Source organism: Micromonospora sp. NPDC002717 (assembly GCF_040295705.1).
Classification (GTDB): domain Bacteria; phylum Actinomycetota; class Actinomycetes; order Mycobacteriales; family Micromonosporaceae; genus Micromonospora.
In genome coordinates this window covers 37,474-60,238 of sequence record NZ_JBEOVW010000028.1, presented here as the reverse complement: position 1 = coordinate 60,238, position 22,765 = coordinate 37,474, and the positions used below count along the sequence as shown (strand labels likewise).

The window sequence follows — 22,765 nt, the reverse complement described above, 5'->3', positions numbered from 1 at the left end:
ACGGCGTTCGCCTCCATTTTCATGCACGTAGGTCTATTGACGCGCGGATGCCGGCTTCGCTAAACGAAGCCGGCGGGAAACCCACGGTGACCCGGCGGCCGCACCCGACGCGGGGCCGGGGCGGGCGGGCTCACCCCACCTCGCTCAGCAGCCCGTCGACGAGGTCGCGCGGCAGCCCGTGGGTGTCGTGCAGGTCGCGGTAGTCCTCGTCGGTCAGCGGACCCCGGGACCGGCGGCGCCGGACCACCGGGCGTCCGCGCCGCAGCAGCTCCCGGAACCGCCGCTCCTCGCCGGAGAGCACCTCGCGCACCTCGTCGACGGTGACGCCCTGACGGAACCCGTCGAGGGTGTGCCGCACCGGCCCGGTGGGCAGGTCGGACAGGCTGCGGGACGGCTCGTCGCGCCACAGGGTGGTGAGTACGCGGCGCAGCAGCCGGCGCAGCACGTACCCGCGACCCGTGTTCGACGGCCGGACGCCGTCGCCGACCACCACCACGCTCGACCGCAGGTGGTCGCCGACCAGGCGCAGCGGCTCGTCCCGCAGGTCCCACACGTCGCGGACGCCGCGGACCCACGGCACGAGCCCCTCGGTCTCGAAGACGGAGCAGTGTCCCCGCAGCACCATCTCCAGGCGTTCGAGGCCCATCCCGGTGTCCACGTTGGGCTGCCGCAGCGGCGTCAGGCTCCCGTCCGGGTGCCGGCGGTAGCGCATCCGCACGTGGTTCCGGACCTCCATCCACCGGTCGTCGGTGCCGGGGGTGCCCCGGGGCGGCCCGTCCCCCGTCCAGACGAAGATCTCCGTGTCGGGCCCGCACGGCCCGGTTGGACCACCAGTTCTCCTGCTTCCTACTCGTTGCTCTTAGCTGAGCGGTTCGGATGTTTCGCTCTCCGCCCTGTGGTGGCGGGGCTGGAGTCCTGGACCGGCAGTCTGGTCCGGTGGCGATCGGTCCGGTCCTGCAGGATCTGCTTCACCTTGTGGTGTGGGGTGTGCAGGGCGATGTCGGGGTCGCCGGCTCGGTGCAGGATGTTGATCGCGGCGTTCACGTCGGCCTGCCACACCACCCCGCATCGGGTGCAGTGAAACCGGTCCCCGCTACGGCGGCCGAAGGCGCCGCATTGGTGACAGGTTTGTGAGGTGTAGGCGGCGTTGACGGGAACGAGCGTAGAACCTCTACGCTCCGACACGCTTTTCAGGGCCTCGGCGGTGACTCCTTTGGTCCACGCGGCGAGGCGCCGGTTGATGTTCTTAGGATGCTTCTTGCGGCTGGTGAAGCGTGTGGTGAGGTCTTCGGCGATCACGGTGGCGGCCTTGTCCACGACCTTGTGCACGGCGGTGAAGATCTCCGTGCGTACCCGCGCCCGATGCCGGGCGGCCTGCCGGTCCCGCTTCACGGTGCCGAGATTGTTGACCGTGATCCGGTGCGTTTTCGCGTGGTCTCCACGCTGGGCGGCGGTGTTCGCGATGGAGCGTAGCTTCGCCCGCCGCCGGTTACGTTCCTTCAACCGGTCCGACTCACTGGACAGCAGCACGCCAAGCTGTTCACCGTGGGGCTGGCCGTCGGAGTCGGTCAGGGCTTCGGTGTAGCCCTTGTCCACACCGAGCCTGCGGTCGCCGCACGGCCGCTGCGACGAGCGCATCTGCGCCGCGTCGATCTGGTAGTGCACCTCGACCCGGCCGCTGCGCAGGATCAGCCGCAAGGTACCCGTCGGCGTGACCGTCGTGGACAGCGGGATCCTGACCATTCTGCGGGGCTCCAGGCCCGGGACCGCCAGCCACAACCGGCCCCGCCCATCGACGGCGGTGTTGTACTTGTCGGCGCGCACCACGATCTGATCGTGGGTGCGGTTACGGCCCCGCTTCCAATGCATGCGCATCTGCCGGGCCAGGAACGGGTCACTGGCCCACTGGTCGGCCCGCAGCGCGATGAACATCTGCTTACGCTCGCCCGGATCGTTGGTGCGTCGGCTGATCGCCCGCCGGACGTCGACCTTGGCCGCCTCCATGTTCGCTGCGATGTCGGCGATGGCGTCGCGGACCGTTTCCTTCCACGCATTCGCCAACACACCAAACTGCACGTGCGTGCCGTCGGCCAACCAGCGGTCCCGCACCTGCCGGTCTCTCAACCCGGACCCGACCCCGAAGGTCGAGCCGTAACGCTGCCACACCTCACTACGCACCCGGCCCAACCGGCGGGCCTGCTCCACCAGAGCGACGTACTTGCCCGGATTCAGTCGGGCCGAGTAGGCGATCCGGGTGACCTTCACCGGTCACCCTCCATGGTCAAGTCCGTCCGTTTCAACTCCTTCTCATAACGGCGCAGACCGAACAGCCGGCACGAGAAGGTGCGCACGACGGCCAGGAAATCCTCGACCAGCTCCTGCTGCGGGGACAGGGACTCCTGGTTGGCGACGATGATCTCGCAGCCGCCCCGCGCCGCCAGATGCTCCACCAATTCGAACCCGAACCGGGCCAACCTGTCCCTGTGCGCCACCACCAACGTGGCGACCTCACCCCGGTCAACGGCGTCCAGCAACGCCAGGAACTTCTCGCGGCGAAGGTCCATCCCGCCGCCGACCTCGCTGATCCACTCGTCCACGGCCAGACCACGAGCGAGGCAGAACTGTTGCATCGCCGCCACCTGCGACGCCAAGTCAGACTTCTGACCCGACGACGAGACCCGGCAGTACACCACAACCTTCCGCCGGTCGACGGCGAAGCCCGGCTGCAAAACCCTGCGCACATCCGAATCGTCGAAATACCGCTGCCCCGACGGCAGACGACGGGCCGTGATCCGGCCCTCCGCCTCCCACCGGCGCACCGTGCTCACCGAGCGACCCACCCGCTCGGCAAACTCGCCGATCCGATAGACACTCCCCACGACAGTCAATTATGGACAGCTCTAGAAAGGACAGCAACCACTAGTAGCTCCTCCCCGGTCAGCTCCACGGGCAGGCCCAGCTCACCCCAGGTGCGCAACGAGGACTCGTCCGGGCCGACCTGGTCGTCGCCGCCGAAGACCGTCACGTGCAGCCGGTCGTGGTCGACGCCGAAGCCGTCGCGCAGCAGTTCGTAGCCCCAGCGCAGGCTCTGCGGGAGGCCGTAGTCGCCGAGCGACCAGGAACCCAGCATCCGGAACACGGTCAGGTGGGTGGTGTCGCCGACCTCGTCCAGGTCGGTGGTGCGCAGGCAGCGCTGCACGTTGACCAGGCGCCGGCCCAGTGGGTGGGGTCGGCCCTCCAGGTAGGGGGTCAGGGGGTGCATGCCGGAGGTGGTGAACAGCACCGGGTCGCCCGGCGGCGGGATCAGCGAGCCGTCGGGCACGAGTTCGTGGCCGCGCTGGCGGAAGAAGTCGACGAAGGTGCGGCTGATCGGGTCGTACGTCATGGCGGACGGCCTTTCCGGGTGGGGCGACCGGAAAGGGTCCACCGCCGGGAACCGGCGGGCCGGGACGACGGAGAAGTCCGCCGGCGGACCGTTTCCGGTCGCCGGCGGGAGGTGGTGAGGTCAGGCGGCGGCGACCGACGAGCGCGAAGCTCGCGCGGCCGCGGCGGCGAAGGAACGCCTGATCTCCATGCCCCCGACTGTACGCGGACGGCGACGCCGCCGCCCAGCGCGTTTCGCGCCCGGGCGGCGGCGTCGGGGATGGTCAGGCGCCCACGGAGGCGAGGGCCGGGGCGGGACGGTCGTCGACCGGGTCCGGGGTCTTCCGGTTGGGCAGGGACAGCCGGAAGACCTTCTTCCACGCGGAGAACACCTGCCGGGGCAGCGAGCCGGTGGTGTACTTCAGCCCGTACCGGTCGAACAGGGCCCGCACCTCGGGGGCGATCTCCTGGTAGCGGTTGCTGGGCAGGTCGGGGAAGAGGTGGTGCTCGATCTGGTACGACAGGTTTCCGGTCATGATGTGCAGCAGCCGGCTGCCGCTGATGTTGGCCGAGCCGAGCATCTGCCGCAGGTACCACTCGCCGCGGGTCTCGCCCTCGATCGAGCGCCGGGAGAAGGTCTCCACGCCCTCCGGGAAGTGCCCGCACATGATCACCGAGTGGCTCCACAGGTTGCGCAGGAGGTTGGCGGTGAACGTGGCGGCGAGCGTGTGCAGGAACGACGGCCCGGACAGCAGCGGGTGCAGGACGTAGTCCTTGAGCACCTGCCGGCGGATCTTCCGCCCCACCGCGCGGGCCCGGGCCCGGAACTCCGGCTTCTTGTGCCGGCCCTTGCGCAGGTTGCGCCCCAGCTCCAGGTCGTACGCGGCGATGCCGTACTCGAAGAAGCAGGCGTTGATGAAGTTCCACAGCGGCTGGCCCAGGTGGAACGGCTGCCACCGCTGGTCCTCGTCGACGCGCATGATGCCGTACCCGAGGTCGTTGTCCTTGCCGATCACGTTCGTGTACCGGTGGTGCAGCTCGTTGTGCGAGTGCTTCCACTGGTCGGCCGGCGAGACGTGGTCCCACTCCCAGGTGGTGGAGTGGATCTTCGGGTCCCGCATCCAGTCCCACTGGCCGTGCAGGACGTTGTGGCCGATCTCCATGTTCTCCAGGATCTTGGCCACGGTCAGGCCGGCGGTGCCCACGATCCAGGCCGGCGGGAAGAGCGAGAACAGCAGCACCACCCGGCTGCCCAGCTCCAGCTTGCGCTGCGTCGAGATGACCCGGCGGATGTACGCGGCGTCCCGTTCGCCCCGGTCGGCGATCACCCGATCGCGGATCGCGTCGAGTTCCTTGCCGATGGTCTCGATGTCCTCGGCGGTCAGGTGGGCGATCGGGTTGACGGGCTTGTTCTGGATCACGGTCACGTCGGGTACTCCGGTCAGTGGTCGATGTCGCAGGGGCCGGCCGCGGCCGACACGCAGGTCTGGATGAGGACGCCGTCGCCGGGCACCGCCGTGGTCAGGTCCCCGTTGCGCAGGTCGCGGACCGCGCCCTGGCGCAGCGGCAGGACGCAGCCGAAACAGATGCCCATCCGGCAGCCCGAGGGCATCAGCACCCCGGCGTTCTCGCCGGCGTCGAGCAGCGGGGTGGCGCCGTCGGCCGCCACGGTCACCCCCGAGCGGGCGAAGGTGACGGTGCCGCCCTCCCCGGGTGAGATGACGGTGGGCCGGAACCGCTCGGTGTGCAGCCGGTCGCCGCGACCCCGGGCCGCCCAGTGCTCCGCCAGCGCGTCGAGCAGGCCGACCGGGCCGCAGGCCCAGGTCTCCCGGTCGAGGTGGTCGGGCACGAGGCCGGCGAGGTCGGCCACGGTGAGCAGCCCGTCGGCGTCGGTGTGCCGCTCCACCAGCCGGATCGCGCCTTGCGCGGCGAGGTTCCGCAGGTCGGCGCCGAAGATCATGTCGGCCGGGGTCGGCGCGGAGTGCACCACGACGACGTCGGCGCCGGCCAGTACGCCCGAGCGCAGCATCCCCATCACCGGAGTGACCCCGCTGCCGGCGGTCACGAAGAGCACCCGGGCGGGCGGCCGGCCCGGCAGCACGAAGTCGCCCTGGGCCTGGTCGAGCTGGACCAGCGTCCCGGGCTGCGCCCGGCGGACGAGGTGGTTGCTGACCACGCCGTCCGGGATCGCCTTGACGGTGATCGAGATGGGCCCGCGGGCGGTCGGGGCCGAGGTGACCGAGTACGCCCGCCACAGGCGCACGCCGTCGACGTCGACGCCGAGGCGGACGTACTGGCCGGGGGTGTGGCCCCGCCAGTCGCGGCCCGGCCGGATCACCAGTGTCGCCGCGTCGGCGGTCTCGGGGCGGACGGCGACGATCCGGCCGCGCAGGTCCGCCCCGGAGCGCAGCGGGGCCACCAGGTCGAGGTAGTCGTCGGGCAGCAGCGGGGTGGTGACCGACGCGGCCAGCCGCAGGATGCGGCCCCGCAGGGACGCCTTCGCGGGTGGGCGCGGGACGGTGGTCGTCATGATTCGATGGTCGCGGCGGCCTGGCATAAAATCTTGGCCTGCGAAGGTGAACCGATCCAGGCTTTTTGTGCGGAGGGAACAAACGTGTCGGAACGTTCCGAGGCCACCCGGCGTGCGGCCGGCCTCGAACTGGACGTGCGGGTCGCGGCCGCGCTGCGCGACCGGCTGCCGCTGCTCGCCGAGCGGACGATCACCGCGATCACCGCCGAGGTCCCGAGCTACTCCGGCACCCTCACCGGCCAGATGCGCGAGAAGATCGAGACCGCGGTGCAGCTCGCCCTCGGCACGTTCCTCCAGCTCATCGAGCGCTCCCAGTGCGCCGACCCGAGCACGCCCCTGGTCGGCGCCCTGGAGGCCGCGTACGCCCTCGGCAGCGGCGAGGCGCGCTCCGGCCGGAGCATGGACGCGCTGCTGGCCGCGTACCGGGTGGGCGCCCGCGTCTCGTGGCGGGAGATGTCGACCACCACGGTGCAGGGCGGGTCGTCCGCGGCCACCGTCGCCGAGTTCGCCGAGCTGATGTTCGCGTACATCGACGAACTTTCCGCCGCCAGCGTGGCCGGGCACGCCGACGAGCTGGCCAGCGTGGGCCGGGCCCGGCGCCGCAACCTGGAACGGCTCACCCAGCGGCTGCTCGCCGGCGAGCCCGAGGAGGTGCTGCTGCGCAGCGCCGACCGGGCCGACTGGCCGCCGCCGCAGACCCTCACCGTCGTGCTGCTGCCGCGGGCCAACCTCCGGGCGGCGCTCGCGCTGCTGCACCCGCACACCCTGGAGAGCGGCGAGGAGCTGCCGGCGACCGCGGCGGGCGAGGACCTCGCGGTGCTGCTGGTGCCCGACACGCACGGCGACCGGCGGCGCCAGCTCGCCCGGGTGCTGCGCGGGCGGCGCGCGGTGCTCGGCCCCGCCCGCCCGTGGACCCGGGTGGCCTCCTCCTACCAGCGCGCGACCCGGGCCCTGTCGCTCGGCCTCCACCCCGCCGACGACGGCGCGGCGCTGGACACCGAGCAGCACCTCGCCGAGCTGGCACTGAGCACGGACCCGGAGGGGATCGCCGACCTGCGCGCCCGGGTCCTGGCGCCGCTGGCGTCGCTGCCGCCCGCCACCGCCGACCGCCTCGCCGAGACGCTGCGCTCCTGGCTGCTGCACCACGGCCGGCGCGACGACGTCGCCGCCGACCTCTTCGTGCACCCGCAGACCGTGCGCTACCGGATGGGCAAGCTCCGCGAACTGTACGGCGACCGGCTGACCGACCCGGGGACCGTCCTCGACCTCACCCTCGCCCTGGCCTTCCCGCCCCGCGACCGGGCCGGCGACTCACCGTCCTGATCGGCCGTCGGCCCTCGTGGACGCGGCCCCGCCCCGGGGATCGGCGACGGGACGCGCCGGGCGCATGGGAACTATCAGGTCAGATACCGGACATACCCGTATCGCCGGCCGACTTCGTCTGGCACCCTGGTCCCTCCTCGCCCGCGATCACCACGTCGGCCGCCGGCAAGGCCGGTGGTCGCCGCGCGGCGGGGCGGAACGGGGCTGCTTCCGACACCGCGACGCCCACACCAGGAGGGCCGTCGGGCGGGGCCCGGCGAGCGAGAGGACGTGCATGGCGCCGCACACGGGGGACGGACCCGGGGCCGACCGGTCGACCCCGGCCACCCGACGGAGACGTCGCGCGGGCCGGCTCCGCGACGCCCTGCGGACGACCCCGGCGCTGATCGTGGTCGGCGGCGCCGTGCTGGTCGCCGCGCTCGCCGCGACCGCCGCCGTCGCCGTGCAGTCCCGGGCGTCCGCCACCACGCTGGGCGAGCGGTCCGCCGAGACCGCCGTGCGCACCAGCACGACCGCCCGGGAGATCTACCAGGGCCTCGCCGACGCCGACGTCGCCGCCAGCGCCGTCTTCCTGCTCCCGCCCACCGAGGGCCGGCGCGCGTCGCTCGTCGGCGCGTACGACGCGGCGGTGCACGAGGTGGAGCGCACGCTGACCGACTCGATGGGCAACGCCGTCGACGACCCCGACCGGCTGACCCGGCTGGCGACGATCGCCGCGCGGCTGAAGGTCTACCGGGACGTGGTCTGCGCCGCGCTGCGGGTGGCCGGCCCCCTCCCCGCGCTTCCCGGCGCGGAGCAGCGCCGCCCCTGCGCTCCGGCGGAGACGACGACGGCGGAGACCGGGACGGACGACGCGGCGGCCCGCGCCGTGCTCGCCTCGGCCTACGCCCGCGAGGCGTCGCACTACATGTCCACCGAACTGCTCACCGCGGCGCAGGGCCTGTGGAACTACGACACCCGGCGCCTGCTCGAGGCCCGCGCCGACGCGCGGCCGTGGCTCGCCGCGTCCGTGCTGGTGCCGCTGGGCACCCTCGCCGCCCTGGTGGTGGTGCAGGTGTGGCTGCGCCGCAAGACCCGGCGCCGGCTGAACGCCGGCCTGCTGCTGGCCTCGCTGGGCACCGCGGCCGCGCTGGCCATGCTGGTCTCGTCGTGGTGGCACTGGCCGGACGCCGACCGGAGGTTCCCCGAGCTGGAACGGGCGGTCGACGCGCAGAGCGCCACCCAGCAGCGGCTCGGCACCCTGCTGGCCGGCCGCGCCGACGTCTACCTCGGGCTCGGGGCGAGCGTCGACCCGGCGGGACACAAGGCCGACTTCGACCGGCGGGACCTCTGCGCCGATCCCGCCGGGCAGGAGCCCCCGAGGGACCGGATCGACTGCACCGCCCTGACGGAGGCGGTCTGGCCGGCCCGGCAGAGCCGGACACCCGACGCGTTCCGCAACGCGGTCGACACCGTGCTCAGCGACGGTTCGGCGGGCCGGGCGTTCGTCACCGCGGAGGGCCACCTCCTCGCCGACCTGACCGCCCGCAACCAGGAGGTCTCCCGGATGGTGACCGACCTGCCCGAGGCGCCACGCCATCTCGGCGGCACGGCCGCCTGGGTCACGCTGCTCGCCGCCGCCGGGGTGGTCGCCGGGCTGCGCCAGCGCTACCTGGAGTACCAGTGAACGCGACCCGGAGGGCTCCGACGACGACGCGACGCGGTGGCCGGGGGGCGATGGTCGCCGCGCTCCTGACCGCCCTCACCGGGTGCACCGCGCCGACGGCGCCGCCTCCCGCGCCCCCGGCGCGGCCGCAGGGCGTGGCGACGGTCCCGACGACCGACGGGGCGGACGCGATCTGCCCGGTACGCCGCAGCCTTCCCGCGAGTTCGACCCCACCGTCCCGGATCCTCGACCGGGGCGAGCTGGTGGTGGGCGTCGACCCGTCCGACGCCACGATGAGCCACTGGGACGCCCGCACCCAGCGGTTCGAGGGCTTCAACATCGAGCTGATGCTGGCGGTCGCCCGGGCCCTCTGGCCGACGGAGGACCCGCGCGAGCGGCTCACCTTCAAGGTGGTGCCGCCCGGCCAGGGCGCCTTCACCATGGTGGAGAACGGCGAGATCGACGTCGTGGCCACCTCCCTGACGGCGACGTGCCAACGCGCCCGGCGGGTCGTCTTCTCCAACGACTACCTCGACTCCGGTCAGAGCGTGCTGGTCCGCGAACGCGCCGACGGGGTGCCGGAGTACGCCGGCATGGAGCAGCTCGGCGGCAAGCGGGTCTGCGCCGGCGCGAACACGACCTCGCTCGCGATGATCTCCAGCTACCGCACCCTGGCGGGCGAGCGGCTCGTGCCGGTGCAGGCCATCCACTCGGTCGACTGCCTCGTCATGCTGCGCCAGGGCCAGGTCGAGGGCGTCAGCACCGACGAGAACATCCTGCTGGGCTTCGCCCAGATGGCCCCGGACACGATGCTGGTGACCGAGCCGCCACGCCGCGACCGGCAGTTCTGCGCGTACCACCGGGACTCCGACTGCACCTGGTTCACCGACGAGCCGCACGCCTTCGCGTTCCACCTCGACCACGGCCGGGAGCTGGCCGCGTACGTGAACCACGTGCTGGCGTCGCCGCGCACCGCGACGGTGTGGCGGCAGGCCCACGACCGGTGGCTCGCCGGGCACCGGGACAGGGGCATGCCGTCGCCCGAGCCGCCGACCACGGTGTGGCCGCCCCCCGACCCGCCGCCGGTCACGCCGCGGCCGACCGACTGACGGGCGGCGCCTGATGTCCCACCGGGAACGCCTCGACGCCACCCTGGCGGCGCACGCCTGGGTGTGCGAGAGCCTGCTCGAGGTGCAGCAGCTCGTCACCGACGCCTTCCGGCAGCCGACCGGCCCCGCCGCGGCGTCCGCGCGTGAGGCCCGGGACCTGCTGCACCGGCTCGGCTGCCTGTCGCTGGCCCTGGACCGCCTGGTCGACGACCTCGACGGCGTCGACCGGTCCACGCCCGCCGGTGCGGACGCGCTGGCCCGGCTGCTGGCCGGCCCCTGCCGGGTCCGGTTCACCGCGGCGACCGGCGAGCCGGTCCGCCTGGAGGAGATGACCGTCGAGCAGGTCGTGGTGGCGGCCCGCGAGCACGTGGCCCGGATCCGCCGGATCGTGGACGCGCACGGCCGCGACCGGCTGGCGGTCCGGGCGCAGCGGCTGCGCTCCTCCCTGGACCGGCTCCGGCGGCTCGCCGCGGACGCCGCCGCCGAGGGCCTGGGCGACGGGGCCGACCCCGTGGCCGGGCTCGCGGTCGACGGGCTGCTGGAGCAGGTCGCCGCCGCCGAGGCGGCGGGCCGGGGGCGGTGGCTGCGCGGCGACGCCGGGCCGGACGGGGGCGACGGGACGTTGTCCGAAGCCGTCGACCGGGCGGTCGAGCTGACCGACGCCGCGCGGCGCCGGCTGCGCCGCCGGTGCCACCTGGAGCTCACGGGGCGGCTGGAGGCGTACCGGCAGAAGGCCGCCGACGTGGGCCGGGCCGAGCATCCCGGCGTCGAGGAGAGCTACCGGGACGCCCGGGCCGCGCTGCGCCCCGACGTCTTCGACGTGACCGGCGCCAGCCGGGCGGTCCGGGCCTACCAGCAGGCCGTGAACGGGGGTACGCGATGACGGCGGTCAGCCGCGGCTGCGCGGAGCGCAACTGCCCCGGCAGCGTGGACTCCGACGGGTTCTGCCGGCTGTGGGGGCACGAGTGCGCCGGGGCCGGCGCCGCCACCGGCCCGGGGCCGAGCCCCGGCCCCGGCCCCGACCTCGACCGGCGCCCGGCGCGAACGGCGTCCCGGCCGTGGGAGCAGCCGGCCGTGCTGCCCACCGCCCGGCCCCACGACCCGCTGTCGGCGCTGGTGTCGCAGCCGGTCGTCCCCGAGCACTCCCGCTACTGCGCGAAGACGACCTGCCGGCGCCGGCTGCCCCGGGTCGCCGGATACTGCCCGGACTGCGGCACCCGGTACTCCTTCACCCCGCCGCTGGCCAACGGCGACCTGCGGGCCGGGCGCTACCGGATCGAGGGCTGCCTGGGCAACGGCGGGGTCGGCTGGGTGTTCCTCGCCCGGGACGAGGACATGGACGGCGCGTGGCGGGTGCTGAAGGGGCAGCGCAACCCGGAGGACCGGGAGGCCGTCGCGGCGTTCGTCGCCGAACGGCAGGCGCTGATCGCCCTGAACCACCCGCACATCGTCACGATCACCCACGCGCTGCGGCCCGAGTCCGACCGGGACGCCGGCTACCTGGTGATGGAGTACGTCAACGGGGGCACCCTCGAGGAGGCGCGCAGCGCGGCCGGGCCGGGCGGCGGTTCCTGCGCCGTCGACGTGGCACAGGCGCTCGGGTACGGCGTGCAGATCCTCGACGCCTTCGAGTACCTGCACGACCAGGGCTGGCTGTACTGCGACCTGAAGCCCGAGAACGTGATGCGGGTCGGCGGCCAGGGCGCCAACGACCCGATCAAGCTCGTCGACTTCGGCGCCGCCCGCCGGATCGACAACACGGTGAGCCCGGCCTGGGGCACCGCGGGCTTCACCGCCCCGGAGGTGGAACGCCTGGGGCCGGCCGGCCCGAGCGTACGGTCGGACCTCTACACCGTCGGCCGGACCCTCGCGGCGCTGACCCTGGTGCCCCGGTCCGTCGACGTGACCCGGATCCCGCCCGGACCGGACCTGCTGCGGTTGCCCGTGCCGGCGCGGCTCGACCCGTTCCTGCGGTTGCTGGCCCGCGCCACCGCCGCCGAGCCGGACGACCGGTTCGCCTCCGCCGCCGAGATGCGCGAGCAGGTCCGGGGGGTCCGGCGGCAGGTCGCCTCGGCGGGCGACGGCGTGCCCCGGCCGACCCGGTCCACTCTGTTCAGCCCCTCCGCGTGCGCGTTCGGCCTGCACACCGACGGGGACGCGCTCGACGTCGTGGAGATCATGCTCGGTCTGCCCGCGCCCCTGGTCGACGGCGCCGACCCGGCCGCCGGTTTCCTCGCCTCGCTCGGCCCGACCGACCCGGCGGAGCTCATCGAGCTACTGAAGACCGCCCCGGAGCGGACGGCGCAGGTCACCTACCGAGCCGTCCGGGCACACCTCGCCGCCGGCCGGGCGGACGAGGCGGGGCCGCTGCTCGCCGAGTTCCCCGAGGAGTTGCGGGACTGGTCGCTGTGGTGGCACCGCGGCCTGGTGGCCCTGGTGGGCCGGGACTTCGGCACCGCCCGCCGCCGCTTCGCGCAGGTCTACGGGTGGCTGCCGGGCGAGGTCTCCACCCGGCTCGCGTACGCGGTGGCCTGCGAACTCGACGGCGACCCACGCACGGCCGCCGACCACTACCGGGGGGTGTGGGACACCGACCCGGGCGTGGTGGGCGCGGCCTTCGGGCTGGCCCGCTGCCTGCTGGCGACGGCCGACCCGCGCAGCGCCGCCGACGCCCTGCTGAAGGTGCCGGAGTCGTCCCGGGCCTCGACGGTGGCGGTGACCTGCGCGGTGCGGATCCTGCTCGACGTGCCGGACGACGGGCACCGGCTCGACGCCGCGCTCGACGCCGCAGGAATGGTCGACAAGCTGCCCCCGTTCGACGAACGCGAGCAGGTCGAGGCGCACATCCTGCGGATCGCGCTGGACTGCGACCTGGCCGCCGGGCGCCACGCCGGGCGGCGACTGTTCGGCCACCCGCTGGAGGAGGACGCCCTGCGCGGCGCGTTCGAGCGCCGGTGCCGGTCCCGGGCCCGACGCACCGCCGACCGGCGCGAGCGGATCGCGCTCGTCGACCTTGCCAACGCGTACCGGCCGGTGACGTGGTGGTGAGCCCGGCCGCCGGCCCCGACGGAAAGAGGTCACCCGTGCCCCCCGCCAACGGTCTGCCGCTGCGCCTGAGCGTGCACCACACCGAGTACGTGCCCGCCGACGGGGCGGTCGTCGACGTCGTCGCCACCGTCCAGGGCGCGGAGCCGGAGGACGGGGACGTCCGCCACGACGGCCTGGCCGAGGTGATCCTGCTCGACTCCTCCGGCTCGATGGGGGCGCCGCAGGCCAAGATGCGGGCCGCCCGGCAGGCGACCGCCGCCGCCATCGACGCCCTGCCGGACGGGGTCGCGTTCGCGGTGGTGGCCGGCACCGCCAACGCCACGATGGTCTACCCGGGCGACCGGCGGCTGGCGGTCGCCGACGAGAGCACCCGCGCCGCCGCCCGCAACGCGCTGCGGCGCGTGGCGCCGCACGGCGGCACCGCCATCGGCACGTGGCTGCTGCTGGCCCGCCGGCTGCTCGCCACGCGGCCCGACGCGATCGGGCACGTCATCCTGCTCACCGACGGCCGCAACGAGTCCCAGCGCCCGGCCGACCTGCGGGCGGCGGTGGACGACTGCGTGGGGCGTTTCACCGTCGACTGCCGCGCCATCGGCTCCGCCGACGGCGTGCACGACTGGGACGCGGCGGAACTGCTGGGCATCGCGGAGGCGTTGGGGGCCAACCCCGTCGTGCCGGTGGAGGATCTCGCCGGGCTCGCCGACGAGTTCCGGGCGGTGCTGAGGCGCGCGATGTCCCGCCGGGTCGCCGGCGTGCGGCTCCGGGTGCGCACCACCGGGCTGACCCGGGTCCGCTTCGTCAAGCAGGTACACCCGGCGATCGCCGACCTCACGGGGCGCGGCGAGCCGGCCGGCGAGCTGACCACCGACTACCCGGTCGGCGCGTGGAGCCCGCACGACCAGCGGGACTACCACGTCGCCCTGGAGGTCGACGCGATGGCGCCGGGGGCACGCCGGCGGGTCGGCTGGGTGAGCGTCCACGCCGACGCGGACGGCGAGCCGGTCGAGGCGCCGATCACCGTGGAGTGGACCGAGGACGCCCTGCGGTACTCGGAGATCAACGAGAGCGTCGCCCACTACACCCGGCAGCAGGACTACGCGGCGGCGGTCCAGCGCGGGCTGACGGCCGCCCGGGCGGGCCGGACCGGCGAGGCGGAGGAGCACCTGGGCCGCGCGGTCGCGCTCGCCCACGCCGCGGGCCGCGACGACGACGTGGTCCTGCTCGCCCGGGTGGTGGACGTCCTGGACGCCGCCGGCGGCCGGGTCCGCCTCAAGCCCGACGTGGACGCCCGGCTGACCCAGTCCTCCCTGGTCGTGTCCCACCACACCTCGCGGTGGGGGCCGCAGGAGCCGCCGGCGCAGCGGTCCGCGCCGGCCGGCCCGCCCGCGCCGTGGCGGCACTGCGGCGAGACGCAGACCGGCGCCTACTGCGAGGGGTGCGGGGCCCACCACCTGGCGGCGGACCGGCCCGGCGCCGGCCGGCCCTGACGCCGATGGACCTGGAGATCCCCAACCAGGTCGCCGGAGTCGTCAGCGGCACGCTGGCGCTCGCCGGCGCGGTCCTCGCCGTCCGCCGGTACACCCGGGACCGGGACCGGCGCGGCTGGTGGTCCGCGCTGAGCCCGGTCTGGAAGCGGGAGGCGGACGCCGGCATCGTGCACCCGCACCGGTTCGGCGGGTACGTGAAGCCGCTGTCCGAGGTGTACGTGCCGCGCCGGGTGGTGCCCCGACTCGCCCCGGCCGGCGACGGCGTCGACGTGGCGGACCTGCTCACCGGCGCCGGCAACGTGCTGCTGATCGGTGAGCCGGGCAGCGGCAAGACGGCGCTCGTCCGCTACGAGAGCGCCCGGTCGGCGCAGCGCTGGCTCGCCGGACGCGGCCGGCGGCGACGGTCCCCGCCCGGTCCGGTGCTGGTGAGCCTGCCGGCCGCCGCCCTGGTGCACCAGCCGCTGCCCGCCGCGCTCGCCGAGGCGTACCCGCGGGAGGGCGCCCCGCTCGACGTGGAGCAGCCGCCCGCTCCCGGGCGGCGGTGGCTGGTCTGCGTCGACGGGGTCGACGCAGTCGCCGACCCGGACGAGCGGGCCGTCGTGCTCAACCGCCTCGCCACCCTGGCCCGCTCCCCCGCCCCGGCCGCCGCGCCGAAGCCGTGGCGCCTCCTGGTGACCACGCGGCACCTGGCCGAGGACGAGCTGGCCGTGCTGGGCGACGGCTACGCGGCGTACCACCTGGCGCACTTCACCGACGCCGACGTCGCGCTGCTGGCCGCCCGGTGGTTCCCGGACGACGCCACGGCGCGCCGGTTCCTGGACTGGGCCCATGCCCAGCGCATCACCGGCCCGGTGCACAACCCGCTGACCGCCACCATCGCCGTGCTGGTGTGGGAGGGCGGGCAGGCGGAAGCAGCCCCGCAGCCCGGCCCGGCGGCCCTGCTCGACGAGTTCGTCCGCGCCCTGCTGCGCGGCGGCCGGGACAGCCTGGACGCCGCCTGTGAGGCGCTGCTGCGCTGCCCACCCGAGGGCGAGTCGATCGCCGCCTGGCTGATGGCGCGGCACACCGAACTCGTCGAGGTGGCGGCGACCGCCGCGGTCACCGGGGGCGATCCGGTGGCGGCGGTCGTGGACTGGTCGGCGGCGCACGCGCCGGCTCCCCCGGCCCGGGCGCTGCCCGACTGGCCCGCCCACGTACGGCAGATCCTGCTCGCCACGAACCTCTTCCGGGCCGACCGGCACACCCTGGCCTCGGTCTGGCCCAGCCTGGTGGACTACCTGGCGGCGGGGCCGCTGGCCCGGGACTGGCGGCCCGACGAGTGGGTGACGCTGATGAACACCCGCTCGACGCGGTTCGTCGCGTTGCAGGCGATCAGCCGGGCCGCCGTCGCGCCGGCCTTCCTGCGGGACCGCCTGGCGGAGCCGGACGGCGCGATCGCCGCCGGTCACCTGCTCGCCAGCCGCGCCGGGACGGGCGGGGCCGGCGCACTCCCGTTCCGGGCGGACGTGCTCGCGGCGCTGCTGACGCACTGGGCCGGCGGCGCGGACCGCCCCGCCGGCCGGGACGCCGCGCGGGAGTGCTTCTCGCTGCTCATGACGCTGGCCGCGGACCGGGCCGACCGGGACCTGCTGCACGACGTCGCCACGGATCCACGACGGCCGGGCGACGTCCGCCGGGCCGCGGCGCTCTTCTTCGCCGTACGCAAGCGCAACGCCCGTCCGCCGCGGACAACGTGACCACTATGGACAGCCGTCGCCGTTGACCTGCCCGGCGCCCGCGACGCGCCAGCCGAACCAGGGCAACGCCTGCGAACAGGCATTCACCACGACCGACGGCGTTTCGTGAAACAGCCCGGCCTGAGCTTTCCGGTCCCGGGCCAGCCTGGATGCCGAGTTCCGTAAGGCGCGCATCCGGGCGCCCTGCTTTCATTGGCCGGCGCCGAGGAACGGAAAACTCGGACCGCCTATCGGAAAGGGTCGAATAAGGACCCATTCCACAGCGACATTGGACGCCAGGGGTGATGCCGACAATGCGTCCCACGCCGCATTCCTCTCTTGCGATCGCCCCGCTTCGCGGGCAAGCTTCATGGACAACGCTCGAATTCCGCGAGGAGAGCCTGTGGATCTCACTCTGACTTTCGACGCCGCTTACTCCGCTCACGCAGCCGTGGTCATGGCGACCGTGGCGGACGCCATGCCGGACGAGGACCTGCGCTACTGGGTCATCACTGCCGACGATGTCGACGGTCGGGCGCGAACGATCCTGGGCCGCGCCGCGGGGCCCAACGCGACGGTCTCGTTCCTGGACGTGGACACCTCCGTGATGAGGCTGCCCAGGGGGTCCGACCCGTTGTTGCAGTACCTCTCCCCCGCGATGTACCTGCGTCTACTGGTTCCCGGAGCGCTTCCGGCCGACGTCGAGCGGGTGCTCTACCTGGACTGCGACGTGATGTGCACCAACTCGCTCAAACCGCTGTTCGAGATCGACATGGGCACGGCACCCCTCGGCGCCGTGCGGGACCCGTTCAACCGACGTCTGCTGGACATGGGGGGTCTGCCCGGCCTCGCGTCGTACAAGGAACTGGACCCGCGCGCCGACTATTTCAACTCGGGGGTGCTTCTCATTGACGTCCCGCACTGGAAAGAGGCCAAAGTAACCGAGACGAGCCTGAATTACCTCGCCCGCCACGCGCACGAATCCCGCTATCCGGATCAGGACGCCCTGAACTACGCCGTCTACGGCAACTGGCTGAGGCTTCCCCGGCGCTGGAACGACCTCATGGCATGGCGGTTGGAGCCGGAATTCGGCGGCAAGTTGTCCGACGCGGCGATCATTCATCCGGCAGGTCCGATAAAGCCCTGGAAGCCCGGTTTCCCGAAGGGCGCCCGCCGGGACCTGTACTGGAAGCACCGTCGGCTGAACGGCGGCCTCCTGCAGACAGTGCGACGTTGACGACGTCGCGCCACGCCGGGTGCGTTGTGGGCGCGGGGGAGATCGCGGGATATAGCCGAAGGGGCCGCGCTCGGTGAGCGCAGCCCCTTCGTGCGTCCTCGTCCCGGCCGTCGGCCGACGTCGGCGGCGGTCGCCTATGCCGCCCGCCGCGGTCCGACGACGGTCCAGCACAGACCGGCCGGATCGCGCAGCGTCACGTGGGACGACGCGTCCGCCTGAGTCTCGACGTGGGCACCGGCGGCCACCGCGCGCCGCAGCACCGACTCGGGGTCGGCCCGCTCGATGGTCAACACGTCGTCGTCCCGGCTGTCGCCTCCGGCGGAGGGCCGCGCCTCGTCCCATTCGCTGACGGTCAGGTGGTGGCTTCCGACGGCCAGTTCCGCGCGCAGGACGCGGCCGTCGAGCAGGCACTCCCGCTGGATCTGGACGGCGTCGAAGACGTCCGTGTAGAAGGCGATGGCTTCGGCCGTGTCGCCGACCGTGAGGTGGGGCCCCGGCCGGTCGTTCGCTGCCCTCATGAGACTCGTGCCGCCCTTCCGCTACTCGGCGATCCGGGTTCGACCGGTCCAGCGGAAGACCACGGGCACGTCAGCCGCTTCTGGGGCGGAGCCCCGCTCGAAGTGCTCGTACCCTCCGTAGTGCCGGACCTTGATCTTCTCCTCCGCCCGCGCCACCCGGTGGCTGCGCAGGTCGGCCGGCAGGTCGGCCGGGCCGCCCTCCAGGACGACGTCGATGATGCCGACGACGTCCCGGGCGACCGGATCAGCTTGCGAAAAGTCCTTCATGGCACGACCTCCGTCGCATTCCGCACACCTCGGACGGGCCCGCCGCTGGCCGGCGGACGCGTCCACACAGGTCTGACGACACCCGTTGCCGGGGTGAACGGACGCTCCGGGTCGAACGTCGTTGTTCCGGTGGCCGGCCGCCCGTTCCGCACCGAACGTAATCCAGGTCACATCGGCCGAACACCCTTAGCGGACCCCTAGGACCGGCCCTGGGCAGCGACGATGCCCCGGGCGCCGGCCACCGGTCGGCTCACTCCCAGCGGAAGAACCGGGTGGCCGCCACGGAGCCGAGCACGGCCGTCACGGCCAGGGCGAGCAGCTGCCCCCACTCCGGGCTGGCACCCGCCCACGCCGCGCCGATGGTGTCCACCGTGGCGCCCAGCGGCGAGTAGTCGCCGATGAAGGCCAGGACGGCCGGCATCCGGTCACGAGGCAGCCAGGCGCCGGCCAGGAAGAGCAGCGGGAAGAACAGCGCGGGGCCGATCGACTGCGCCGCCCGGGCGGACGGCGCCAGCGCCGCGATCAGCAGCCCGACGGCGAAGAGGCACGCCACCCCGAGCAGGAACGCCAGCACGAAACCGGGAAAGTTGGCCGGCGCCGGCTGGTCCAGCAGGAACCGTACGGCGATCGCGGTGACCACGGCACCGAGGACGCCCATCACGAGGTTGACCACGACCTGCGCCACCAGCAGGAGGGCGGGCTGCACCGGGGTGGTCGCCAGGCGGCGCAGGACCCGGCGTTCGCGGTAGATGCCGAGCGCCATCGGCAGGGTGAAGAGCGCGAGCATGCCGATCGTCAGGGCCAGGGCGAGGGACGGCAGGAAGGTCTGCTCGGCGTGCTGCCCGGTGTCAGCGGCCGTGCCGGCGCGTTGCGGCAGCCCGAAGACGAGCATCAGGCCGATCGGCAGGGCGAAGACGAAGAACAACGACACCGGCTCCCGCAGGAACAGCTTCGTCTCGACGGCGATCAGCTTCGTCAGGGCGCTCACGATGACCTCTCGTCAATCGGGGACTGCGTGGCGGTCCGGCCCCCACGGCCGGTCAGGGACACGAACGCGTCGTCGAGGCTGGGCTGCTCGACCCGGAGCCCGGTGTAGCGGATGCCGGCCCCGTTGAGCGCGGACAGGACCGACTGGAGGACGTCCTTCGTGCCGGTCACCACCACCTCCGCGCCGTAGCGGGACACCCCGGTCACGTCGGGCGACGCGAGCAGCAGCGCGTCCTCGACCGGCTCGTCGGGCCGGAAGTGCACCCGGTGGTCGGTGCCGACCCGGTCGAGCAGGCCGGACGGGCTGTCGATCGCCACCACCCGCCCTTGGTCGATGATCGCGAGCCGGTCGCAGAGGCGTTCCGCCTCCTCCATGAAGTGGGTGACCAGCACGACGGTGACGCCCCGGTCGCGGATCCGCTCGACCAGGTCCCAGGTGTCCCGGCGGCCCTGCGGGTCGAGCCCCGTGGTCAGCTCGTCGAGGATGGCGACCTCGGGCCGCCCGACCAGGGCCAGCGCCACCGACAACCGCTGCTTCTGCCCGCCGGAGAGCTTCTGGAAGTAGGTGTTGCGCTGCTCGGCCAGGCCGAGGTCGGTCAGGAGCTCGTCGATGTCGGCCCGGTTGCGGTAGAAGGACCGGTACAGGTCCAGCGCCTCCCATACCCGCACCTTGTCGGGCAGTTGGCTCTCCTGGAGCTGGGCACCGACGCGCTGGCGCACCTCGGTGCGGTCGCGGACCGGGTCGAGCCCGAGCACCCGGATGGTGCCACCGTCGGGCCGACGCAGCCCCTGCACGCACTCGACGGTCGTGGTCTTGCCCGCTCCGTTGGGGCCCAGCACGCCGAAGATCTCGCCCTGTTCGACGGTGAAGGAGACGTCCGCGACGGCGACCTTCTCCCCGTACCGTTTCTGCAGATGATCTACTTCGATGACCGGCATGGGCGTGGTCCTCCTTCGCGTGCGGGCGGCCGTCGGAAAGGGCGGAACCCCTCGGCTGATCGCGGCGTCGGCTGTGGTGGCGTGCCGGCGCCGGCACGCCCGCGAGGCCGGCCGACGCCGGACATCATCCGTCCATCGGAGGTACGAATCAATCGATCAGTTGACGAATCGGGGGTATCGAACGGGATACCACCCGGGGACAGGGGTGTCGACCGGAGGCTCGGCACCGGGGACAGGGGTGTCGACCGGTTACCGGCTGTGTCCGTCGGCGCGCCGGGGTGGGCCGGGCGCCGGGCAGAGGGGCAGCAGCTCGTCCAGCCGGGTCAGCACGACGTCGGGGCCGGCGGCGCGCAGGGTCTCCTCGTCGGACTCGCCCCACAGCGCGGCCACCGCGACCACCCCGGCCGCCCGCGCGCTGAGCAGGTCGCTCGCCGCGTCGCCGACCATGAGCGCCTCCGCCGGCCGGGCCCCGAGCAGCCGCAGCGCCCGCCGCACGATGTCCGGTGCGGGCTTGGGCCGGGGCACCTCGTCCGAGCCCACCACGTGGTCGACGAGCGGCAGCAGGTCGAGCCGGCCGAGCAGGTCCCGGGCCCGTACGCCGCTGCGGCCGGTCGCCACGGCCAGCCCGATCCCCCGCCGCCGCAGCGTGCCGAGCAGCTCCGGCACCCCGTCGACCGGGGTGACCCGGTGCGCGAGGCGGTTGCTCTCCCGGACGAACGGCTCGGCCAGCGCCGCCGGCAGGCCCATCAGCTCCAGCACTTCCGGCAGGTACCGGCCCGAATGGCGGCAGTACTCCTCGACCGGGGCGACGCCGTCGCCGACCACCTCCGCGTACGCGAGGGTGAACGCCTCCCTGGCCACGGCGAGGCTGTCGACCAGCACCCCGTCGAGGTCGAGCACCACCGCCCGGACGCCCGCGGACGCCGGCACCCGTCCCGTCGTCTCCCCAACCACCGACGCCACCTCCCGCCCGTCCGACCGCGCCGGCCGGTAGGGGTGGCAGGCCGGGGGACGCCCCGACTACGGTCGGGATCGTCGTCCCGGGCCTGCCGGCCGGGCGACGCCCGCCCGGATCCACCGGCGCACCGCCGACCCTACCGGCGTCCCGGGCCCCCGGTCCGGCGCCGGGTCACGGCACGGCCGATCCGACGCCGGGCCCGAGCCGCTGGAGAAGGGTCGCACCATGCCGCTGCTGAGCTGGCTGTCGGAGGGCACCGACGAGCGTCCGGACGCGATCCGCGTCGACGACCGGGCGGTGTCCGGGGTGGAGCTGCGCCGCCTGGCCGCGGCGGTCGCGGACGAGCTGCGCGGCGTCGACCGGGTGGCGATCGAGGCGACCTCGACCCTGGAGACGGTGGTCGGGGTGGTCGGCGCGCTGACCGCCGGGGCGGCCGTCGTGCCCGTGCCGCCGGACGCCGGGCCCATGGAACGCGACCACATCCTGCGTGACTCGGGGTCGACGGCGCTGCTGGTCCCGGCCGGCGCGGAGCGCCCGGCCGACGGCGCGGGCCCGGCCGTCGTGCCGATCGACCTGGGCCGACGCTCGGACACCACGCACCCGGAGCCGGACCCGGCCCGCACCGCGCTGATCCTCTACACCAGCGGCACCACCGGCGCGCCGAAGGGCGCGGTGATCTCCCGCCGCGCGGTCGCCGCGTGCCTCGACGGCCTGGCCGACGCCTGGGCCTGGACGCCGGACGACCTGCTGGTGCACGGCCTGCCGCTGTTCCACGTGCACGGGCTGGTGCTCGGTGTGCTCGGGCCGCTGCGGCTGGGCAGCCGGTTGCACCACGTCGGCCGGCCGCGGCCGGAACGGTACGCGGCCGCCGAGGGCTCGATGTACTTCGGCGTACCCACGGTGTGGTCCCGGATCGCCGCCGACCCCGACGCGGCGCGGGCGCTGCGCCCGGCGCGGCTGCTCGTCTCGGGCAGCGCGGCGCTGCCGGCGGCGGTCTTCGCGGACCTCGCCGCGCTCACCGGCCACCGGGTCGTCGAGCGGTACGGGATGACCGAGACCCTGATCACGGTGAGCGCCCGGGCGGACGGCCCGCGCCGGCCGGGCACCGTCGGGCTGCCGCTGCCGGGAGTACGGACGCGGCTGGTCGACGAGCACGGCGCGACGCTGCCCGCCGACGGGGCGGCGATGGGCGAACTCCAGGTCAGCGGGCCCACCCTGTTCGACGGGTACCTCAACCGTCCGGACGCCGACGCGGCGAGCAGCACCCCGGACGGCTGGTTCCGCACGGGTGACGTCGCCACGGTCGACCCCGACGGCTGGCACCGGATCGTCGGCCGGGCGTCCACCGACCTGATCAAGAGCGGCGGCTACCGGATCGGCGCCGGCGAGGTGGAGGACGCCCTGCTGGCGCACCCGGGAGTCCGGGAGGCCGCCGTGGTGGGAATCCCGCACCCGGACCTCGGCCAGCAGGTCACCGCGTACGTGGTGGGCGACGGGGTGGACGGGCCGGAGCTGGTGGACTTCGTGGCCAGGCACCTGTCCGCGCACAAGCGGCCGCGCGAGGTGCGCCTGGTCGACGCGCTGCCCCGCAACGCCCTCGGGAAGGTGCAGAAGAACCGGCTGCTGGCGGACTGACCGG

General features: G+C 74.1%; 20 protein-coding genes. 9 read left to right on the top strand and 11 right to left on the bottom strand.

The window, feature by feature from the left end; genetic code table 11:
* Positions 1 to 130: 130 nt before the first annotated feature.
* The 6 genes from ABT006_RS28875 to ABT006_RS28850 form a co-directional block, all read right to left on the bottom strand.
* Complete coding sequence (locus tag ABT006_RS28875) at positions 131 to 796, bottom strand: alanine--tRNA ligase-related protein (protein WP_350711521.1); 666 nt, start codon at positions 794 to 796, stop codon at positions 131 to 133.
* Between the two features lie 50 nt (positions 797 to 846).
* On the bottom strand, positions 847 to 2,265 hold the full coding sequence (locus ABT006_RS28870) for an RNA-guided endonuclease TnpB family protein (protein ID WP_350711507.1): 1,419 nt from the start codon (positions 2,263 to 2,265) through the stop codon (positions 847 to 849).
* Positions 2,262 to 2,879 (bottom strand): IS607 family transposase, encoded by a 618-nt coding sequence (locus ABT006_RS28865; protein WP_350711505.1) that lies wholly within the window; start codon positions 2,877 to 2,879, stop codon positions 2,262 to 2,264. The genes ABT006_RS28870 and ABT006_RS28865 overlap by 4 nt, the downstream gene beginning before the upstream one ends.
* 5 nt (positions 2,880 to 2,884) lie before the next feature.
* On the bottom strand, positions 2,885 to 3,385 hold the full coding sequence (locus ABT006_RS28860) for an alanine--tRNA ligase-related protein (protein WP_350711504.1): 501 nt from the start codon (positions 3,383 to 3,385) through the stop codon (positions 2,885 to 2,887).
* A gap of 262 nt (positions 3,386 to 3,647) precedes the next feature.
* Positions 3,648 to 4,790, bottom strand: coding sequence for a fatty acid desaturase family protein (locus ABT006_RS28855; RefSeq protein WP_350711502.1), 1,143 nt, complete (start codon positions 4,788 to 4,790; stop codon positions 3,648 to 3,650).
* Positions 4,791 to 4,804: 14 nt separating this feature from the next.
* Complete coding sequence (locus ABT006_RS28850) at positions 4,805 to 5,893, bottom strand: ferredoxin reductase (protein ID WP_350711500.1); 1,089 nt, start codon at positions 5,891 to 5,893, stop codon at positions 4,805 to 4,807.
* Between the two features lie 84 nt (positions 5,894 to 5,977).
* Between ABT006_RS28850 and ABT006_RS28845 the strand changes: the two genes are divergently transcribed.
* From ABT006_RS28845 to ABT006_RS28810, 8 genes are all read left to right on the top strand, one after another.
* Complete coding sequence (locus ABT006_RS28845; protein ID WP_350711498.1) at positions 5,978 to 7,216, top strand: PucR family transcriptional regulator; 1,239 nt, start codon at positions 5,978 to 5,980, stop codon at positions 7,214 to 7,216.
* Positions 7,217 to 7,490: 274 nt separating this feature from the next.
* Complete coding sequence (locus ABT006_RS28840) at positions 7,491 to 8,882, top strand: GlnX family signal transduction membrane protein (RefSeq protein ID WP_350711497.1); 1,392 nt, start codon at positions 7,491 to 7,493, stop codon at positions 8,880 to 8,882.
* Between the two features lie 50 nt (positions 8,883 to 8,932).
* Positions 8,933 to 9,970, top strand: coding sequence for a transporter substrate-binding domain-containing protein (locus ABT006_RS28835; RefSeq protein WP_350711495.1), 1,038 nt, complete (start codon positions 8,933 to 8,935; stop codon positions 9,968 to 9,970).
* 13 nt (positions 9,971 to 9,983) lie between these two features.
* Entirely contained in the window at positions 9,984 to 10,853 is an 870-nt protein-coding gene (locus ABT006_RS28830) for a hypothetical protein (protein WP_350711493.1), read from the top strand.
* Positions 10,850 to 13,018 carry a serine/threonine-protein kinase gene (locus ABT006_RS28825; protein WP_350711491.1) on the top strand — a complete coding sequence of 723 codons (2,169 nt, stop codon included), beginning with the start codon at positions 10,850 to 10,852 and terminating at the stop codon, positions 13,016 to 13,018. The genes ABT006_RS28830 and ABT006_RS28825 overlap by 4 nt, the downstream gene beginning before the upstream one ends.
* A 35-nt stretch (positions 13,019 to 13,053) precedes the next feature.
* Positions 13,054 to 14,505, top strand: coding sequence for a vWA domain-containing protein (locus tag ABT006_RS28820; RefSeq protein WP_350711489.1), 1,452 nt, complete (start codon positions 13,054 to 13,056; stop codon positions 14,503 to 14,505).
* A 5-nt stretch (positions 14,506 to 14,510) separates the two neighbouring features.
* A complete protein-coding gene (locus ABT006_RS28815; protein WP_350711488.1) occupies positions 14,511 to 16,241 on the top strand; it encodes a hypothetical protein in 1,731 nt (576 codons plus the stop codon).
* Between the two features lie 382 nt (positions 16,242 to 16,623).
* The gene (locus ABT006_RS28810; protein ID WP_350711486.1) at positions 16,624 to 17,457 is read left to right on the top strand and encodes a glycosyltransferase family 8 protein; all 834 of its coding nucleotides are present in this window, start codon (positions 16,624 to 16,626) and stop codon (positions 17,455 to 17,457) included.
* A gap of 134 nt (positions 17,458 to 17,591) precedes the next feature.
* Here the strand turns inward: ABT006_RS28810 and ABT006_RS28805 are convergent, their stop codons facing one another.
* The 5 genes from ABT006_RS28805 to ABT006_RS28785 all read right to left on the bottom strand — a co-directional run bounded on the left by ABT006_RS28805 (position 17,592) and on the right by ABT006_RS28785 (position 21,131).
* Positions 17,592 to 17,975 (bottom strand): VOC family protein, encoded by a 384-nt coding sequence (locus ABT006_RS28805; RefSeq protein WP_350711484.1) that lies wholly within the window; start codon positions 17,973 to 17,975, stop codon positions 17,592 to 17,594.
* Between the two features lie 21 nt (positions 17,976 to 17,996).
* Positions 17,997 to 18,242: a DUF5988 family protein gene (locus tag ABT006_RS28800; RefSeq protein ID WP_350711483.1), complete on the bottom strand. Its 246-nt coding sequence runs from the start codon at positions 18,240 to 18,242 to the stop codon at positions 17,997 to 17,999.
* A gap of 250 nt (positions 18,243 to 18,492) precedes the next feature.
* The gene (locus ABT006_RS28795) at positions 18,493 to 19,230 is read right to left on the bottom strand and encodes an ABC transporter permease (protein ID WP_350711481.1); all 738 of its coding nucleotides are present in this window, start codon (positions 19,228 to 19,230) and stop codon (positions 18,493 to 18,495) included.
* Entirely contained in the window at positions 19,227 to 20,168 is a 942-nt protein-coding gene (locus ABT006_RS28790; protein ID WP_350711479.1) for an ABC transporter ATP-binding protein, read from the bottom strand. Before ABT006_RS28790 ends, ABT006_RS28795 begins: the two co-directional genes overlap by 4 nt.
* 249 nt (positions 20,169 to 20,417) lie before the next feature.
* Positions 20,418 to 21,131, bottom strand: coding sequence for an HAD-IA family hydrolase (locus ABT006_RS28785; protein WP_502891037.1), 714 nt, complete (start codon positions 21,129 to 21,131; stop codon positions 20,418 to 20,420).
* A gap of 220 nt (positions 21,132 to 21,351) precedes the next feature.
* Between ABT006_RS28785 and ABT006_RS28780 the strand changes: the two genes are divergently transcribed.
* The gene (locus ABT006_RS28780) at positions 21,352 to 22,761 is read left to right on the top strand and encodes an acyl-CoA synthetase (RefSeq protein WP_350711476.1); all 1,410 of its coding nucleotides are present in this window, start codon (positions 21,352 to 21,354) and stop codon (positions 22,759 to 22,761) included.
* Positions 22,762 to 22,765 lie beyond the last annotated feature (4 nt).

Bases quoted from the DNA above. Each gene is read 5' to 3' on its own strand.
- ABT006_RS28860 (WP_350711504.1), bottom strand. From the start codon at position 3,385: ATGACGTACGACCCGATCAGCCGCACCTTCGTCGACTTCTTCCGCCAG.
- ABT006_RS28850 (WP_350711500.1), bottom strand. From the start codon at position 5,893: ATGACGACCACCGTCCCGCGCCCACCCGCGAAGGCGTCCCTGCGGGGC.
- ABT006_RS28840 (WP_350711497.1), top strand. From the start codon at position 7,491: ATGGCGCCGCACACGGGGGACGGACCCGGGGCCGACCGGTCGACCCCG.
- ABT006_RS28835 (WP_350711495.1), top strand. From the start codon at position 8,933: ATGGTCGCCGCGCTCCTGACCGCCCTCACCGGGTGCACCGCGCCGACG.
- ABT006_RS28830 (WP_350711493.1), top strand. From the start codon at position 9,984: ATGTCCCACCGGGAACGCCTCGACGCCACCCTGGCGGCGCACGCCTGG.
- ABT006_RS28825 (WP_350711491.1), top strand. From the start codon at position 10,850: ATGACGGCGGTCAGCCGCGGCTGCGCGGAGCGCAACTGCCCCGGCAGC.
- ABT006_RS28815 (WP_350711488.1), top strand. From the start codon at position 14,511: ATGGACCTGGAGATCCCCAACCAGGTCGCCGGAGTCGTCAGCGGCACG.
- ABT006_RS28805 (WP_350711484.1), bottom strand. From the start codon at position 17,975: ATGAGGGCAGCGAACGACCGGCCGGGGCCCCACCTCACGGTCGGCGAC.
- ABT006_RS28800 (WP_350711483.1), bottom strand. From the start codon at position 18,242: ATGAAGGACTTTTCGCAAGCTGATCCGGTCGCCCGGGACGTCGTCGGC.
- ABT006_RS28790 (WP_350711479.1), bottom strand. From the start codon at position 20,168: ATGCCGGTCATCGAAGTAGATCATCTGCAGAAACGGTACGGGGAGAAG.
- ABT006_RS28780 (WP_350711476.1), top strand. From the start codon at position 21,352: ATGCCGCTGCTGAGCTGGCTGTCGGAGGGCACCGACGAGCGTCCGGAC.